General features: G+C 42.9%; 17 protein-coding genes and 1 tRNA gene. 9 read left to right on the top strand and 9 right to left on the bottom strand.

Going from position 1 to position 16,546, the window contains the following annotated elements:
* The first annotated feature begins 4 nt into the window (after window positions 1–4).
* On the top strand, window positions 5–397 hold the full coding sequence (frdC, locus tag C6H66_RS01740) for a fumarate reductase subunit FrdC (RefSeq protein ID WP_105394639.1): 393 nt from the start codon (window positions 5–7) through the stop codon (window positions 395–397).
* Window positions 398–413: 16 nt separating this feature from the next.
* Window positions 414–767, top strand: coding sequence for a fumarate reductase subunit FrdD (gene frdD / locus C6H66_RS01735; RefSeq protein WP_105394638.1), 354 nt, complete (start codon window positions 414–416; stop codon window positions 765–767).
* A 151-nt stretch (window positions 768–918) separates the two neighbouring features.
* On the opposite strand, the gene sugE is transcribed toward frdD, so the two are convergent.
* Together sugE and efp are read right to left on the bottom strand one after the other, a co-directional pair.
* Window positions 919–1,233, bottom strand: coding sequence for a quaternary ammonium compound efflux SMR transporter SugE (sugE, locus tag C6H66_RS01730; RefSeq protein WP_036776061.1), 315 nt, complete (start codon window positions 1,231–1,233; stop codon window positions 919–921).
* 234 nt (window positions 1,234–1,467) lie between these two features.
* Window positions 1,468–2,034 carry an elongation factor P gene (gene efp, locus C6H66_RS01725; RefSeq protein ID WP_105394637.1) on the bottom strand — a complete coding sequence of 189 codons (567 nt, stop codon included), beginning with the start codon at window positions 2,032–2,034 and terminating at the stop codon, window positions 1,468–1,470.
* A 38-nt stretch (window positions 2,035–2,072) separates the two neighbouring features.
* Here efp and epmB point away from each other — a divergent pair, with 38 nt between their 5' ends.
* Window positions 2,073–3,101, top strand: a complete 1,029-nt coding sequence (gene epmB / locus C6H66_RS01720; protein WP_046397136.1) for an EF-P beta-lysylation protein EpmB — start codon at window positions 2,073–2,075, stop codon at window positions 3,099–3,101.
* Window positions 3,102–3,160: 59 nt separating this feature from the next.
* Here the strand turns inward: epmB and C6H66_RS01715 are convergent, their stop codons facing one another.
* The 5 genes from C6H66_RS01715 to C6H66_RS01695 all read right to left on the bottom strand — a co-directional run bounded on the left by C6H66_RS01715 (window position 3,161) and on the right by C6H66_RS01695 (window position 8,568).
* On the bottom strand, window positions 3,161–3,505 hold the full coding sequence (locus C6H66_RS01715) for a DUF4156 domain-containing protein (RefSeq protein WP_036776064.1): 345 nt from the start codon (window positions 3,503–3,505) through the stop codon (window positions 3,161–3,163).
* Window positions 3,506–4,316: 811 nt separating this feature from the next.
* Window positions 4,317–5,201, bottom strand: a complete 885-nt coding sequence (locus tag C6H66_RS01710; protein WP_248000587.1) for a LysR family transcriptional regulator — start codon at window positions 5,199–5,201, stop codon at window positions 4,317–4,319.
* A gap of 690 nt (window positions 5,202–5,891) precedes the next feature.
* Entirely contained in the window at window positions 5,892–7,538 is a 1,647-nt protein-coding gene (gene groL / locus C6H66_RS01705) for a chaperonin GroEL (protein WP_046397138.1), read from the bottom strand.
* Window positions 7,539–7,587: 49 nt separating this feature from the next.
* Complete coding sequence (locus C6H66_RS01700; protein WP_036809429.1) at window positions 7,588–7,881, bottom strand: co-chaperone GroES; 294 nt, start codon at window positions 7,879–7,881, stop codon at window positions 7,588–7,590.
* Window positions 7,882–8,079: 198 nt separating this feature from the next.
* Complete coding sequence (locus tag C6H66_RS01695; protein WP_046397139.1) at window positions 8,080–8,568, bottom strand: FxsA family protein; 489 nt, start codon at window positions 8,566–8,568, stop codon at window positions 8,080–8,082.
* A gap of 376 nt (window positions 8,569–8,944) precedes the next feature.
* Between C6H66_RS01695 and aspA the strand changes: the two genes are divergently transcribed.
* The 6 genes from aspA to C6H66_RS01665 all read left to right on the top strand — a co-directional run bounded on the left by aspA (window position 8,945) and on the right by C6H66_RS01665 (window position 15,445).
* Entirely contained in the window at window positions 8,945–10,369 is a 1,425-nt protein-coding gene (aspA, locus tag C6H66_RS01690; protein ID WP_105394635.1) for an aspartate ammonia-lyase, read from the top strand.
* Window positions 10,370–10,509: 140 nt separating this feature from the next.
* Complete coding sequence (locus C6H66_RS01685; RefSeq protein WP_105394634.1) at window positions 10,510–11,811, top strand: anaerobic C4-dicarboxylate transporter; 1,302 nt, start codon at window positions 10,510–10,512, stop codon at window positions 11,809–11,811.
* A 183-nt stretch (window positions 11,812–11,994) separates the two neighbouring features.
* Window positions 11,995–13,722 carry a protein-disulfide reductase DsbD gene (locus C6H66_RS01680; RefSeq protein ID WP_105394633.1) on the top strand — a complete coding sequence of 576 codons (1,728 nt, stop codon included), beginning with the start codon at window positions 11,995–11,997 and terminating at the stop codon, window positions 13,720–13,722.
* A 17-nt stretch (window positions 13,723–13,739) separates the two neighbouring features.
* Window positions 13,740–14,312, top strand: a complete 573-nt coding sequence (gene dicD / locus C6H66_RS01675) for a division control transcriptional repressor DicD (RefSeq protein ID WP_046397143.1) — start codon at window positions 13,740–13,742, stop codon at window positions 14,310–14,312.
* Between the two features lie 128 nt (window positions 14,313–14,440).
* Window positions 14,441–14,516: transfer RNA gene (locus tag C6H66_RS01670), tRNA-Phe, on the top strand.
* A gap of 650 nt (window positions 14,517–15,166) precedes the next feature.
* Window positions 15,167–15,445, top strand: a complete 279-nt coding sequence (locus tag C6H66_RS01665; protein ID WP_422615615.1) for a SymE family type I addiction module toxin — start codon at window positions 15,167–15,169, stop codon at window positions 15,443–15,445.
* Between the two features lie 41 nt (window positions 15,446–15,486).
* Here C6H66_RS01665 and C6H66_RS01660 read toward each other — a convergent pair whose 3' ends face one another.
* Together C6H66_RS01660 and C6H66_RS26565 are read right to left on the bottom strand one after the other, a co-directional pair.
* Complete coding sequence (locus C6H66_RS01660; protein WP_046396846.1) at window positions 15,487–15,870, bottom strand: hypothetical protein; 384 nt, start codon at window positions 15,868–15,870, stop codon at window positions 15,487–15,489.
* The coding region (locus tag C6H66_RS26565; protein ID WP_248000586.1) for a hypothetical protein at window positions 15,871–16,546 on the bottom strand (676 nt) is incomplete at its 5' end.

Genomic DNA, 16,546 nt, shown 5'->3' with positions numbered 1-16,546 from the left:
AGTAATGACGACTAAACGTAAACCTTATATTCGCAGCATGGCTCCCAACTGGTGGCAGAAACTGGGCTTTTACCGCTTCTATATTCTGCGTGAAAGTACCGCCGTTACGACTATGTGGTTCAGTATCTTATTGATATACGGTCTATTCGCTCTAAAAGGCGGCGCACAAAGCTGGGATGAATTTGTCACGTTCCTAAAAAACCCTGTCATTCTGCTGATTAATATCATCACCCTGCTAGGTGCTCTGCTGCATACTAAAACTTGGTTTGAGCTAGCGCCGAAGGCAGCTAACATAGTGATAAAAGGCGAAAAAATGGGATCTGGGCCAGTAATCAAACTACTATGGACCGTCACTATTATCGCCACCATGATTATATTAGGTATAGCCTTATTTTAACCTCAAGGAGGATCTAATGAATCAAATACCTAAACGTTCCGATGAACCGATTTTTTGGGGATTATTTGGCGCCGGTGGTATGTGGGGCGCAATTGTAGCCCCTGCCATTATTTTATTGGTAGCAATCCTTTTACCATTGGGAGTAGCACCAGAAGCATTAAGCTACACACGAATTCTGGCTTTCTGCCAGAGCTTTATTGGTCGTGCATTCCTATTACTGATGATTATTCTACCGCTATGGTGTAGTTCACACCGTATCCACCACGGTATGCATGACCTGAAAATTCATATCCCTGCAAGTAAATGGATTTTCTACGGCCTAGCAGCGATTCTGAGTGTTGTCGCGATTATTGGGGTTTTTACGTTGTAGTCGAACTATTCTGAATATTGTGCTTTCCGCTGGTTCATTTATTCTCCTTTCGATAATGAACTACTACAAAAAGTCGGTATTTCTTGATAAAGAATATCTCATATAGAAGCTGCACTGCCAAAATGTAAAATCTTTGGAGTGCAGTTCAATATTAACTGGACAATTTCAAACCGATAATACCGGCGATAATCAGAACAAAACTTAGAATCCGGGCAAAACTTGCAGATTCACCGAACACTATAATGCCAAAAATGGCGGTACCCACTGCCCCTATTCCAGTCCACACCGCATAAGCTGTACCTATTGGCAAGCCTTTCATCGCATAAGCAAGCAACCCCATACTGAGCGCCACAGCACCGGCTGTAATAAGGCTCGGTATCAACCGGGTGAAACCATGAGTATATTTCAGGCCAACCGCCCAGACGACTTCGAATAAACCAGCAATAACAAGAACAAACCAGGACATATCAACGCCCCATATATAGTTGTGGAGTCGTCCCCAAAAAACGGCAGTATATCCAGGTCGTCCCGGATAACCATTAGAAACAGAGATGAATTATAGTCGTGTAAAATTGCAGTATCAATAACACAATATCGTGAGCTTAAAAGATAAAATAGCCATGCTCGGTATTATCACCAATAAAGAAAAACCACAGTCTGCTTCCAGAACTGCGGCTTTTATCGAATACAGTCGGGGTAATTATTTTACGCGAGAAACGTATTCACCAGAACGGGTATCCACTTTAATCACTTCACCGATTTGAACGAACAGAGGTACTTTAACTACCGCACCAGTGCTCAAAGTTGCTGGTTTACCACCCGTACCTGCGGTATCACCTTTCAGACCTGGATCAGTATCAGTAATTTCTAATTCAACAAAGTTTGGCGGAGTCACAGAGATAGGCTGACCATTCCACAACGTCAGGATACACTCAGCTTGTTCTACTAACCATTTCGCATTATCGCCAACTGCTTTTTCATCAGCAGCTAATTGCTCGAAGGTTTCGTTATTCATAAAGTGCCAAAACTCACCATCGTTATACAGGTAAGTCAGGTTCATATCCATCACGTCGGCAGATTCTACAGAGTCAGTAGACTTAAAGGTCTTTTCCAGCAGTTTACCGGAAATCAGCTTACGAACACGAACACGGGCAAACGCCTGACCTTTACCCGGCTTCACGAATTCACTTTCAAGAATAGCGCACGGCTCGCCATCTAACATGATTTTAAGACCTGAACGGAATTCATTGGTACTATAAGTAGCCATGGAGATCCTCTTTCTAAACAAAATGGCTTAGCCAAAAAATGGCGCACATTATAACCCCAAAGATCATCATCAGAGAAGACTGGTTGAAACAACTTACAGATGTTATTACCGACCCTGATGAATTATTACAATTATTATCTTTAGATGAACACCCGACATTGAGTAAGGGGAGTGACGCACGTCGCCTGTTTCCACTACGGGTACCTAGGGCTTTTGTTGCACGTATGCAAGTAAACGATCCTGATGATCCGCTATTGCTTCAGGTCATAACGACACCAGAAGAATTTACACTTATACCTGGTTTTTCTACCGATCCTCTGGATGAACAACGCAGTGCTGTCCCCGGTCTATTACATAAATACCGTAATCGTGCACTATTGCTGGTTAAAGGAGGATGTGCGGTTAACTGCCGTTATTGCTTCCGCCGTCATTTCCCATACGAAGATAACAAAGGTAATAAACGCAATTGGCAGCAAGCGTTAGATTACATTCAGCAACATCCTGAACTTGATGAGATTATCTTCTCTGGCGGCGATCCTTTAATGGCGAAAGATCACGAACTTGATTGGTTGATTAGCAATCTGGAAAAAATTTCCCATATCAAACGACTACGTATTCATACTCGTCTGCCTGTGGTTATTCCTGCCCGGATCACAACAACACTTTGTGATCGGCTGGCACAATCAAGACTACAGGTGCTCATGGTGACACATATCAATCATGCTAATGAGATCGACCAATCCTTACGGAACAGCATGATGTTGCTGAAACAAGCAGGTATCACGTTATTAAATCAAAGTGTGCTGTTACGCGGTGTCAATAATCATTCTGATACTCTGGCTGATCTGAGCAATGCTCTGTTTGATGCAGGCATTCTGCCTTATTACATTCACGTGCTGGATAAAGTACAAGGAGCAGCCCACTTTATGGTCAGCGATGAAGAAGCCAGGGAGCTTATTCGGGAATTACTGACAAAGATTTCAGGTTATTTAGTACCTCGTCTGGCAAGGGAAATCGGCGGAGAACCGAGTAAGACACCTCTTGATTTGGGATTAAGGCAAAATTAACAAAAAATTCATGCCCGGATACTTTTCAGCCGGGCATATCATTCAAATCCTGAATGCCATTACTGGCATTTATAGACCTGACCAATCATTTTACTATCCAGTGGAGCAAAGCTCGATAACAGACTTTCACTCGGACTGGTGACTCCATAAATCACATTTCCCCCCATGACTGCGGCTTTATTGCGTAAATCATTGGCTGCCCCACGCATCGAGCTACTTTCATTACTTACACCAGTCATCCAATTGCTTTGCGTACCTGTTACTTCACCTAATAACTGACACTCGCTATCGGGCTTAATGTCAACAAAAAGAACCTGTGAACCTCCAGAAGTTAATTGGTTGGTGGTCGTACACCCTGCCAGCAGTAGCAACACTGAAGCGCTGAGCAAAACTTTAATTCGCATGTTTTTCCTCACTCATTGTTGTAAATTCGACAATTAATCATCAATATACCTTGTTGTGCACCATTATCGCAAAAAATAATTTAATAAAGGTATCCTTAAGGTAAAATGTTTAGGCTAAAAATCTTTTATGCCAAGATGAATTCAGTAAAAAAATAGGGAAAATAACCGAATAAATAATACGAATAAGCTCAATAAGTTACTTTTTCCATAAAAAGGTAACTCATTAATTATCCCATTAGTTATCTCCCAAAAAAATCTTTTATCCATTATATTAATGACCTGATAAATCATTCACAATATTACAAGTACCAAAACTAATATGGATTATAAATTTGCTTACATCTCTCTTCATTTAAGAAATCAATCTGCAATATTAAAAGTATAATGTAAACATTTAACCAATTTATTAACTCCTAAGAGCGTCTTGAATAAAATTATAATAATCATCCGACATATATTTCCTGTTAGCATATTTGTGCTTGTTTTTTATCTGATAAATCCAATTCCAATGTTGTGAATGATATTAAACTTAAACCATCTCGTTAAAAATACTATTAGAACATCTATCAACAGTTTTAAGTTGGTAATATCTCACAACAATCTTTTATTAAGTAATTATCTGATATTATATTTAGCAAAAATTACACTTATTAAGATGATTTAGCAATTATACTCATCTTAATTTCATGTGGATTTTATTATATATAAATAACTATGTCTTTTTAACACGGATTCAATTTGAATACAGATATTCCATTGATACCACGATAACACTCGATCAAATATTTTCGTGGTACCAATTTTATGGTTATTACCATCCATCACCAATATGGATGTGCGCTGCTAGATAGTCGAGAAATACCCGTACTCGTGATGGAGGTTGCCTGCCTGTGCCGACAAAAACGGCATATATTTCTTCCTTATCGCCAGGATTATAGTTCTCAAGTACAGGTAGCAGCAAACCAGCCTGAATATCAGCATTCACATGGAAACGGGCCAGTCGTGCTAAGCCAAGTCCTGCTATTGCAGCTTTACGCATGGTTTCTCCATCACCAAGTAACAAGTTCCCTGAAGGCAATTGTTGCACCCACTCTTCCGAACCGATGAAAGACCACGCTTTCACATGGCGGGTGAAACCAAAACCAAGTCGATTGTAGCGCCCTAGATCGCCAGGCGTAGCAGGCATCCCTACTCTTTCAAGGTATGAAGGAGATCCTACCACAACCATTCGACTTGACCCTAACCGGCGCACCATGAGACATGAGTCGTCCAGAGGGGGACCGGTACGAATTGCCACATCGCTATGATCATCAAGTAAATCCACTACCAAGTCACATAACGAGATGTCGAGCGTGATCTCCGGGTAGCATTGCAGGAAGTCCGGTAATATAGGCATCAAGCAATGTTTTCCAAAGGCAACATGACAATTCACACGTATACGTCCACGCGGTGCTGTTCCCTGATTTGCCTCTTGTTCTGCGGCTATGATGTCCTCCAAAATCCTGACACTACGCTCATAGAAAACAGAACCCTCAGCCGTTAATTGAAGTTTACGTGTTGTTCTATTCAACAGCCGTACACCAAGCCGCATCTCCAGTCGATTAATAAGCTTACTGACTGCTGATGGCGTCATGTCGAGCTTGCGAGCAGCGGCAGAGAGACTCGCCGACTCAATTACCTGAACGAACACAGCCATTTCTGTAGATCGATTAAATTTGTGCATAGATATTTGAATTATTTTCCAAAGTCCTATGAATAAATGAATTTTAGTCTAATATGCTCATTTTTTCTAAACTTAAGGAAATATTTTTTTGCTTAAGAATTTATCCCATTCCAAACCACCTTTATTACTTAGCCCGTTGCGTGTTTGTGGTCAATGCCTACGGATCAACCTGATCGAATGTCGTTAATTCCTATCTGGAATTTAGGTAAGAATTTTGCTTATCGATGCAATATTGGGATTGACGCTGTTTACGAATAAGATAGTGGAACATCAAGTCGCCTTTTAAGCTGATAAAAGGGGCTAGTCACTTTATAAAGTCATAGCTTCACACAGGTACAGAACAGAACTGTATTGCCCAAGCTTTTGATCACGAGCATGACACACTGGATAGTGCTGAGGAGAGAAACAGGAGAAGAGAACGCTATAACAAGAGCAGCTCTTGCGTCATTCATCGGGGCGTCAGCAAAAACAAGATTGACGGGAAAGTATTCCAGCTATCCTAATAAACTAATCACTTAGTAAAACGGAAATCGATATCCGGGCTAAAACTCAGCCCGAATATCGGATTTTATCAAATGCTATTTCGACGGGAAGGTAATGAGTACAACTTTAGTTAGCACCCACTATGGACGTAACCCACCAGGCTAGCTACCTACGCGACTATTACATCATGCCGCCCATACCGCCCATGCCACCCATACCACCTGCGGCACCTAAATCAGCTTTATCATCTTTAGGCATATCAGTGATCATACATTCAGTAGTGATCATCAGGCCAGCGATAGATGCTGCGAATTGCAGTGCAGAACGGGTTACTTTGGTTGGGTCCAGAATACCCATTGCGATCATATCGCCATACTGTTCAGTCGTTGCGTTATAACCGTAGTTGCCTTCACCTGCTTTCACGCTGTTTGCGATAACAGATGGCTCTTCACCTGCGTTGTCAACGATCTGACGTAGAGGAGCTTCCATCGCGCGCATTGCAACACGGATACCTACGTTTTGATCTTCGTTATCGCCTCTCAGACCAGCAATAGCTGCTGCAACGCGAACCAGTGCAACACCACCACCAGCTACCACGCCTTCTTCTACCGCTGCGCGAGTTGCATGCAGAGCATCGTCAACGCGAGCACGTTTTTCTTTCATCTCAACTTCTGTTGCAGCACCAACTTTAATAACAGCAACACCGCCAGCCAGTTTAGCTACACGCTCTTGCAGTTTTTCACGGTCATAATCAGAAGTGGACTCTTTGATCTGCTGATTGATCTGAGAAACACGGCCTGCAATTGCAACTTCTTCACCAACGCCATCAATAATGGTGGTGGTATCTTTGTTGATGACGATACGTTTTGCCTGACCCAAATCTTCCAGAGTTGCTTTTTCCAACTCCAGACCAATCTCTTCAGAAATAACATTACCGTTAGTCAAGACAGCGATATCTTGCAGCATAGCTTTACGGCGGTCACCGAAGCCAGGCGCTTTAACCGCAGCAACTTTAACGATGCCACGCATGGTGTTAACAACCAGAGTAGCCAGTGCTTCACCTTCAACATCTTCCGCAATAATCAGCAAAGGCTTGCTTGCTTTAGCTACACCTTCCAGAACTGGCAACAGTTCACGGATGTTGGAGATTTTTTTATCTACCAGAAGAATATATGGGTTTTCTAATTCAACAGAACCGTTTTCTGGTTTGTTGATGAAATAAGGAGAGAGGTAACCACGGTCAAACTGCATACCTTCAACGACATCCAGCTCGTCTTCCAGGCCAGTACCTTCTTCAACGGTGATTACACCTTCTTTACCGACTTTATCCATCGCTTCTGCGATCAATTTACCCACAGTTTCGTCGGAATTCGCGGAGATAGTACCTACCTGAGCAATAGAGGTGGAATCTGAGCAAGGTACGGACAGCTTTTTCAGTTCTGCCACTGCTGCAACCACGGCTTTATCAATACCGCGTTTCAGATCCATTGGGTTCATACCAGCGGCTACGGCTTTCAGACCTTCAGTAACAATAGACTGAGCCAATACAGTTGCTGTTGTTGTGCCGTCGCCAGCAGCATCATTCGCTTTAGAGGCAACTTCTTTCACCATCTGAGCACCCATGTTTTCGAACTTGTCTTCCAGTTCAATTTCACGAGCTACGGAAACACCGTCTTTAGTGATTGCAGGAGCACCGAAAGATTTATCCAGCACAACGTTACGGCCTTTAGGACCCAGGGTTACTTTTACTGCATCAGCAAGAATATTCACACCACGTAGCATCTTAACGCGAGCGTCGCTACCAAATTTTACGTCTTTAGCTGCCATTGTTTCTTTCCTTTAAATTCGTTCAGTTAAGAAGATCTAAGCGCAACAATTACGCTTCAACAATTGCCAGAATGTCGCTTTCAGACATGATCAACACTTCTTCGTTGTCGATCTTCTCTGACTTAACACCGTAACCATCGTTAAAAATAACGATATCTCCAACTTTCACACACAGTGCTTTTACATCACCGTTTTCAAGGATGCGGCCATTGCCCACAGCCAGGACTTCGCCACGAGTGGATTTACCCGCAGCAGTGCCAGTCAGCACAATACCGCCAGCAGATTTTGATTCAACTTCTTTACGCTTGACGATTACACGATCATGCAATGGACGAATATTCATTGATAGCTCTCCTATAAGAAAGTCCATATCAGGTAAGAGGATTGATACCAGTATGTTTTCATTAAACTAGTATCATAATAAATTAAATGGGGACTTATTTATGATACTTCAAGGGCAGGCAAAAAAATATTTTACTTTTTTCTTGCCCACAGAAAAAAAACCGATGATTAAACCAAACATTCAGAAAATTACCGCTTATCAATGAGGCTTATGCTCGTCATCATCGGGTTTACTATCCTTCAATGTACGGGAGGGGTTATCCTGCTTACGCTCATATTCACCCTCGAAAGTATTACTATCTCGTCTAAACCCACCGCTATTATGAGGACGATAGAAATTGATGTGTGGCATCAGTTTCATCACTAATGTTTTTTGAACCGCTGGCAGTAACAACAGCAATCCAAGGAAATCCGTAAAAAAGCCGGGAAGGACTAACAGGAAACCCGCCAGTAAAAGAGAAACGCTTTTTATCATTTCTGCGGCCGGACTCTCGCCGTTAACCAGCTTCTGCTGGATCTGGAGAAAATTCTTTATGCCCTGACTGCGAACCAAAGAGATACCAACACAAGAAGTAAACAACACCAGTAACAGAGTTAACAGCACACCTAGTTCGGAGGCAACGCGCACAAATAAGGTTGACTCAATGTAGACAAGCAAAAATATCAGGATAAATGGCAACCAACGCACTTGGTGCTCCTTCAATTGATTTGGATGAACGGGTTGTATCCTGAATAAATCATATCAACAAAATCCAAGGGACAACCAAATTAATGTTTTTTAGTTTATTAAAGATATAATTGGGGTCACAGTTATCGTTTTCAATCCTCTGAAAATTTTGCTAATTAAACACGCAATTGTGATAAATATCACATATATCAAATCAGACTAAACAAATACCACTATAAAGTGATCCAGATTCAATGCATTTATTGCTAACCAGCATATGATCACGTGGGCAATCCGGTGATAAAAAGTTCATATCATAACTATTGCTGTTGGCAACATAATGATTTAATGAACGCATAATTAGACAGTAAAAACGTCATCTAATAAGAAGGTTCTCATGTCAAACAACATTCGTATCGAAGAAGACCTGTTAGGTAAACGAGAAGTCCCTGCTGAAGCCTATTATGGTATTCACACCTTACGTGCGATTGAAAACTTCCATATCAGTAACAACACCATTAATGATGTACCCGAATTTATCCGTGGCATGGTGATGGTAAAAAAAGCCGCAGCCTTAGCTAACAAAGAACTGCAAACTATTCCTAAAAAAATTGCAGACATCATCATCAAAGCATGTGACGAAGTGCTCCATACCGGCAAATGCATGGATCAGTTTCCGGTCGATGTGTTTCAAGGTGGCGCCGGTACTTCACTCAACATGAATACCAATGAAGTTCTGGCAAACATTGGTCTGGAACTGTTAGGCCATAAAAAAGGCGAATATGAGTACCTAAATCCCAATGACCATTTGAATAAAAGCCAATCAACTAACGACGCCTACCCAACCGGTTTCCGTATTGCAGTTTATAACTCCATCCTGAAACTGATCGAGTCTATTGAACTGTTAATTGCGGGCTTCGATAAAAAAGCGAGAGAATTCAGCGATATCCTAAAAATGGGTCGTACCCAGTTACAGGATGCTGTTCCTATGACGCTGGGGCAGGAATTCAACGCATTCTCTATCCTGCTGAAAGAGGAAGTTAAAAACCTAAACCGAACCTCTGAATTACTGCTGGAAGTTAACCTTGGCGCTACTGCTATCGGTACCGGCTTGAATACAGCACCAGGTTATCAGAAATTGGCGGTTGAAAAACTGGCTGAAGTTTCAGGTCTACCTTGCATACCAGCCGAAGATCTGATTGAAGCAACCTCTGACTGTGGGGCTTATGTTATGGTCCACGGTGCTCTGAAGCGCCTGGCTGTCAAACTGTCTAAAATCTGCAATGACCTGCGTTTGCTCTCTTCTGGCCCTCGTGCCGGCCTGAATGAAATCAACCTACCAGAATTACAGGCAGGCTCTTCTATTATGCCGGCAAAAGTGAACCCGGTTATTCCAGAAGTTGTGAATCAGGTTTGCTTCAAAGTTATTGGTAACGATATTTGTGTTACTATGGCATCCGAAGCAGGCCAGTTACAGCTCAATGTAATGGAGCCTGCTATTGGTCAGGCTATGTTTGAATCTATCTCTCTGCTAAGCAACGCTTGCTGCAACCTGGTAGAAAAATGCGTTAATGGCATCACGGCTAACAAGGAAGTTTGCGAAAACTTCGTATTCAACTCGATCGGTATTGTCACCTATCTGAACCCATTCATCGGTCACCACAATGGTGATATCGTTGGTAAGATTTGTGCCGAAACTGGTAAGAGTGTTCGTGAAGTCGTGCTGGAACGAGGCTTACTGACCGAAACTCAATTGGATGACATCTTCTCTGTAGAGAACCTAAAATGCCCATCTTACAAGGCAAAACGTTTTGACGATTAAGTTGTTGAATATAATAAAAAATAGCTCTTAGCAACAAGGCACGCAACTCCAACTGGATAGCGTGCCTTTTTACTTCCCTACATGCACAAAGTATTAACCTAAAATTTTCAAATTTTTAATTATTTCAAGGAGTCACTATTATGTTAGCCGTAGAATTGATTATCGTTCTGCTGGCCATCTTCCTGGGTGCAAGATTAGGGGGAATTGGCATTGGATTTGCCGGTGGTCTTGGCGTTCTGGTGCTGGCTGCAATTGGCGTTAAACCAGGGCATATCCCATTTGATGTTATTTCCATCATTATGGCAGTTATCGCTGCTATCTCTGCAATGCAGGTTGCCGGTGGTCTGGATTATCTGGTTCAGCAAACTGAAAAACTGCTGCGTAAAAATCCAAAATACATCACGATACTCGCACCTATCGTTACCTATTTCCTGACACTGTTTGCAGGTACAGGTAACATTTCTCTGTCAGCACTGCCTGTTATTACTGAAGTTGCGAAAGAGCAAGGCATTAAGCCATGCCGTCCACTTTCCACTGCGGTTGTAGCGGCCCAAATTGGCATCACCGCCTCACCAATTTCCGCGGCGGTCGTTTATATGTCTTCTCTGATGGAAGGCCACGGTGTTAGCTATATCCATCTGTTAATGGTGCTATTACCATCCACTTTCGCCGCTATCGTTCTGATGTCTTTCATCATCTCCTGGGCGTTTAATTCCAAGCTGTCTGATGATCCCGTTTACTTAAAACGTCTGGAAGACAATCTAGTAACTCTGCGTGGCAGCAAACAAATTGAAGTTAAACCAAAAGCTAAAGCTTCCGTTCTGTTATTCCTGTCAGGTGTTATCAGTGTTGTTATTTATGCTATCGTCAATAGTCCAAGCATCGGCCTGATTGAAGAACCTCTGATGAACACCACTCACGCTATTCTGATCATTATGTTGAGTGTCGCAACTATCACGACGATGTTCTGTTCAGTTGATACTGACGCTATCCTGAACTCCAGTACCTTTAAAGCGGGTATGAGCGCATGTATCTGTATTCTAGGTGTTGCATGGCTAGGAGACACTTTTGTACAGGCGAACATGGATTGGATTAAAGACACTGCTGGAGACTTAATCCACTCTCAACCTTGGTTGCTAGCGATTATTTTCTTCTTCTGTTCCGCCCTACTCTATTCTCAGGCGGCAACCGCAAAAGCATTGATGCCGATGGCTTTGGCTCTGAACGTCACACCATTGACAGCCATCGCCTCTTTCTCGGCGGTTTCTGGGTTGTTTATATTGCCCACTTATCCAACCTTGGTTGCCGCGGTTCAGATGGATGACACCGGCACTACCCGTATCGGCCGTTTTGTATTTAATCATCCATTCTTTATCCCTGGCACCATTGGGGTTGCTCTAGCTGTGGCCTTCGGTTTCCTATTTGGCAGTATGATCCTCTAATTCCGGCTGCCAATAACCACTTAATCCAGGGGCGTATACCGCCCCTGACTCCCCTCTCCCAACGATCTATTTTCTCTGAAAACCTTCGATGACTGTTCTAATCTTAACCAGAGCACTTTCTGGTCTGACAGCCTTAGGTTATAGTGCTGAATCTATTTCATTTAATTAGCGATCATTATCTTTATGATTAAACGTACTCTGATGCTATTTTTGCTGCTTTGCAGCACCCTCTTTACCTCAGCGGCAGCGAATTCGCTGTTTGAACAACCGGGGCAAAATCCATATTTGCCAGTAGATCAGGCATTCATGTTTGATTTTCAGCAAAAAGGCGACAAATTGACGTTAGACTGGCAGATCAAACCGGGTTATTACCTTTATCGCAAACAACTCCATATTGAGCCGCAACAAGCCACACTGGGTAAAATCAAGTTGCCACAAGGTACAGCTCATCGAGATGAATTCTTTGGTGAAACTGAAGTTTATTTCCAACAACTTATCGTCAATGTTCCTGTTACAGAGGCGAACAACAATTCCAATATCGTTGTCACTTATCAAGGCTGTGCCGCCGCAGGATATTGCTATCCACCGGAAACCCGTCTTGTTCCATTGAGTGCAGTTGTTCCATCAAAAACAACTGACTCAACATCGACTGAACCTGTTCAGAAAACACCAGAAAGTGCATCAAATGATCAACAGCATTTACCTTTCTCACCACTCTGGGCAATTTTGATTGGCATCGGTATTGCCTTTACACCTTGTGTACTGCCGATGTATCCATTGATTTCCAGCATTATTCTTGGCAGCCAACGCCCTAAGAGCCTAAAACAGATATTTTGGTTAGCGCTAAGCTATGTTCAAGGCATGGCGATCACCTACACATTACTTGGATTGGTTGTAGCGGCTGCGGGTCTACAATTTCAAGCCGCACTGCAACATCCGTATGTACTGATTGGCTTATCCGTATTGTTTATTCTGCTAGCACTATCAATGTTCGGCCTCTATTCTCTGCAACTGCCTTCCGCTGTTCAGACACGCTTAGTCAACTGGAGCAACCAGCAAAAAAGCGGTTCACTTCTCGGTGTATTCGCTATGGGGGCGTTAGCGGGATTAATTTGCTCCCCTTGTACTACCGCACCTTTAAGCGCTATTTTGCTCTACATTGCTCAAAGTGGTAATACTGTGGCAGGCGGCCTAACCCTTTATCTTTACGCTTTGGGAATGGGATTACCGCTCATTGCCGTCACCCTATTTGGTCATAAACTCCTGCCACGCAGTGGGCCTTGGATGCAGTATGTTAAAGAAGCTTTTGGCTTCATTATCCTCGCGCTACCCGTTTTCCTGCTGGAAAGAGTTATCGGTGATACTTGGGGAATACGATTATGGAGCCTGCTGGCCATCAGTTTCCTGGGATGGGGATTTGCTCTGACGATTAGAAGCCAAAACGGTTGGGTACGAGTCATACAACTGATATTGTTAATTCTGATGCTGATAGCTACCCGTCCATTGCAGGATTGGTTTTGGGGTACAACAGTTACCCAACAATCGCAACACAGCCTCAACTTCCGTCAGATAAATAACTGGCAAGAACTAGAACAAATAATGACACAAAACAGCCATAAAACCATTATGCTTGATTTCTATGCTGACTGGTGTACCGCTTGTAAAGAATTTGAAAAATATACATTCAGCGATCCACAAGTTCAGTCACAACTGCGGGATACCTTACTGTTACAGGCCAATGTCACGAATAACAGCCCGCAACAGAAACTGCTTTTAGAAAAACTTAGCGTTCGGGGATTACCGACTATTCTGTTTTTTGATTCCCAGGGAAAAGAGATCCCCGATTCACGGGTAAATGGTTTTATGGATGCAACCCGCTTTAAGGAGCATTTACAACATCTGCCAAAATGATTCAGAAGGAGAACACCGTGCAACGAGAACAAGTTCTTAGTCATGCCTTAAACTTACTGGAGCAACATGGCTTATCCATCACAACTGAGATACTTTTTGGCTCGCTTAACATGGATATCGAATATCTCAAGCAATTCTGGCCTGATCGAGAAGCGCTGCTTTATGACTGCCTACGTTATCACGGCCAACAGATTGAAGTCTGGCAGCGACAAATATTACTGGATGAAAACCTGACACCAGAAGAGAAGCTATTGGCTCGTTATGCCGCCCTCGATGAAAAAGTAAAAGAGAAACGTTACCCAGGTTGCCTATTTATCGCGGCCTGTGGCGAATTCCCTGAATCTGACCACCCTATTCATCAATTAGCTGAATTACAAAAACAGAGCTCTTCCCGTTACACCACCGAGCTGCTACATCAACTGGATATTGAAGATTGCGAACTCGTTGCTAAACAGATGGAACTGATTCTGGAAGGTTGCCTGAGTAAACTACTGGTCAAACGGGATATTGATGACATCGCTACGGCAAAACTGCTGGCAGAAGATGTTTTAGCTATTGCCTTATGTCGCAAAAATGGTGCGTTAAGTTAACAAAAATCAGCCTAAGATGAACAACCTCACAAATTCCGGGCAAAAAGAGAGCAAACAATCAGCTTTTATCATTTTTTATCAGAAAGGCATTGACGACTTAGGCTGAATACGGTTTAATGCGCCCCGTTGCCCGGATAGCTCAGTCGGTAGAGCAGAGGATTGAAAATCCTCGTGTCGGTGGTTCGATTCCGCCTCCGGGCACCAATTCAAGGTGCGCTTGTTGGGAGATAAAAACTTAACGTGCCACCAATACAAGAACCCGAATGTATAACTGTAGTTAGTTTAGCTTTTCAGTACTTCGATATTGGATTGAACATAAGGGTTACCAAGCTAGGATGCCTAAAAATTCAGGCGTCCTTTTTGCGTTGGAATGCAATACTTACAAGTTCTATTGCAACTGTCAAACCATCCAAACTAAAATCAATGAATTAATTAACACGATGTTGTATGTTAGTTATTCAACTTTCCTCATTGATCAGAAGAAAGTTAATTATGGGTGATTGCATCGGTATCGAATAGGAGGCAGGATCACTCCCGCCGTCCTCTCACAGCACCGTACGTACGGTTCCATATATAGTGCTTCATGTTACACTGGAAGCGTCGTTGCTGTTCCAACAGTGATATTAGACTCAGCCTTCTGAACAGTAACGTCTTTATCGCTTGATTCATGTAGCTGGCTCCCAAGTTCCACCATGCTCCGCGCTGGTTGCCTGTCGATCTCTACGCTCGTTCTTCCTTTTATTCCTGCCACCATTAATTTCTTGGCTCGAGTATAAGGCCGCTTCTATTGTCTCCACAACAGGCAACATAATTTACTATTGATCCAACTATCCAGCTCTTTTTGGCGCAGTTCCGTGTTAAAGAACCCAGAAAGTGGTCCGCTGCCGCCATTTAACCAACGCGATTGTAATGTAAATTCAGGCAGTTCGAAAGCGCAACGCCGCTATAAAGTCGGCTATATCAGCCGATGCCACCCTGACCGCAGCACCGGCATGACCCGTTATTACAACCAGCATCCCAGCTTGCACCTTAAAGGCAACTGGCTGGAAAAAGCCGGGTTTACCACCGGACAGGCGGTGAACATCACCGTTGAACGGGGACAGTTGATTATCCGGCTCGTTGAAAACGGCTAAAAAGGAGATCCCAGCGCTTGGCTGGGATCAGTATTTATTGACTACCACCACTTAGGATAATCATTAAATGCCTCGTACAATGCACATTTCGACTCATCGGTCAGCTTTTCTCTTCCTTTTGCTGATGTGATATAACCATCTAGATTTTCTTTGGCACATGACCATTCAAGTGAGTCCTGAACAGGGTTTAATAGCAATTCAAAAGCCCCATTCATATCTTTAAGACGAGCTATATCATTTCTACGTAAGTTGTCGATAAATGAGTCAAAACATTGACATTCTATCCATAGCTGCATGTCCACGTCTAAACTATATCCAAATTTATCTACTCGGATTGTAAGATTAAATTTCATTGACGGTACATGCTCATCAAGCTCTATTACATCTAATGTAATGTTTATAGGGTTTTTAATTTCTATATCCATTTAATGTGCTCCTACATAACGGGCATGAATGATCGTTGGCAACTCAGTTGCTGTTCGTGGTGGTTTAATTTCTAGTTGCCAGCCATCTACAGTAATTCTCTCACCATATGGCATTTTGTTTTTTGTGGCAGTATTTACAGCAGATTGGAAACTTCTTAGTTCTTGTTGACTAGCCAGTCTCACAGCTTCAGGCGTATGCGTAACAGCTTTTGATGCTGCGTATTCCACCATATGTTCGGTAGCATTTCCATGTACCCATACTTTCTTCCCGTTCGGTAATGACATTTCAAAAGATTTAGGAATTACGGAGCCAGGATACATTGGCTGGGTGCCTTTAATGGAATCGAAAACAGTTCCTGTTGACAATTCACTATTCTTCACAACATTTTCTGTTTTTCCGTTTGACAATGACTTCCCATCAAACTTACCAACCGGATGCTCAACATTCGTCACCGTACCCTGATCCTTCGGACTGAATTTCCCTTCTCCTACTTTCCATTGCGGTGATGAACCTTCTGCTTTGCTCCCCGAAACAGGATTTTTAGCCAGTGCCAAGAATGCCTTAGCCGCCACATACTGCATCACCTTCGCTTCACTGGTCGGGATGCCGCTGGCCACAATTTCAGCCGCTTTCTCCGGCGTCATTTTCTCATTGGACATCACCACATCCAACGGA

Source organism: Photorhabdus hindustanensis, from assembly GCF_002968995.1.
GTDB classification, from domain to species: Bacteria; Pseudomonadota; Gammaproteobacteria; order Enterobacterales; family Enterobacteriaceae; genus Photorhabdus; species Photorhabdus akhurstii.
The sequence above is the reverse complement of the archived record's forward strand: the minus strand, read 5'-3'. Positions and strand labels throughout refer to the sequence as shown.

Coding starts and splice junctions, on each gene's coding strand:
- frdC (WP_105394639.1), top strand. CDS start 5: ATGACGACTAAACGTAAACCTTATATTCGCAGCATGGCTCCCAACTGG.
- frdD (WP_105394638.1), top strand. CDS start 414: ATGAATCAAATACCTAAACGTTCCGATGAACCGATTTTTTGGGGATTA.
- sugE (WP_036776061.1), bottom strand. CDS start 1,233: ATGTCCTGGTTTGTTCTTGTTATTGCTGGTTTATTCGAAGTCGTCTGG.
- efp (WP_105394637.1), bottom strand. CDS start 2,034: ATGGCTACTTATAGTACCAATGAATTCCGTTCAGGTCTTAAAATCATG.
- epmB (WP_046397136.1), top strand. CDS start 2,073: ATGGCGCACATTATAACCCCAAAGATCATCATCAGAGAAGACTGGTTG.
- C6H66_RS01715 (WP_036776064.1), bottom strand. CDS start 3,505: ATGCGAATTAAAGTTTTGCTCAGCGCTTCAGTGTTGCTACTGCTGGCA.
- C6H66_RS01710 (WP_248000587.1), bottom strand. CDS start 5,201: ATGGCTGTGTTCGTTCAGGTAATTGAGTCGGCGAGTCTCTCTGCCGCT.
- groL (WP_046397138.1), bottom strand. CDS start 7,538: ATGGCAGCTAAAGACGTAAAATTTGGTAGCGACGCTCGCGTTAAGATG.
- C6H66_RS01700 (WP_036809429.1), bottom strand. CDS start 7,881: ATGAATATTCGTCCATTGCATGATCGTGTAATCGTCAAGCGTAAAGAA.
- aspA (WP_105394635.1), top strand. CDS start 8,945: ATGTCAAACAACATTCGTATCGAAGAAGACCTGTTAGGTAAACGAGAA.
- C6H66_RS01685 (WP_105394634.1), top strand. CDS start 10,510: ATGTTAGCCGTAGAATTGATTATCGTTCTGCTGGCCATCTTCCTGGGT.
- C6H66_RS01680 (WP_105394633.1), top strand. CDS start 11,995: ATGATTAAACGTACTCTGATGCTATTTTTGCTGCTTTGCAGCACCCTC.
- C6H66_RS01660 (WP_046396846.1), bottom strand. CDS start 15,870: ATGGATATAGAAATTAAAAACCCTATAAACATTACATTAGATGTAATA.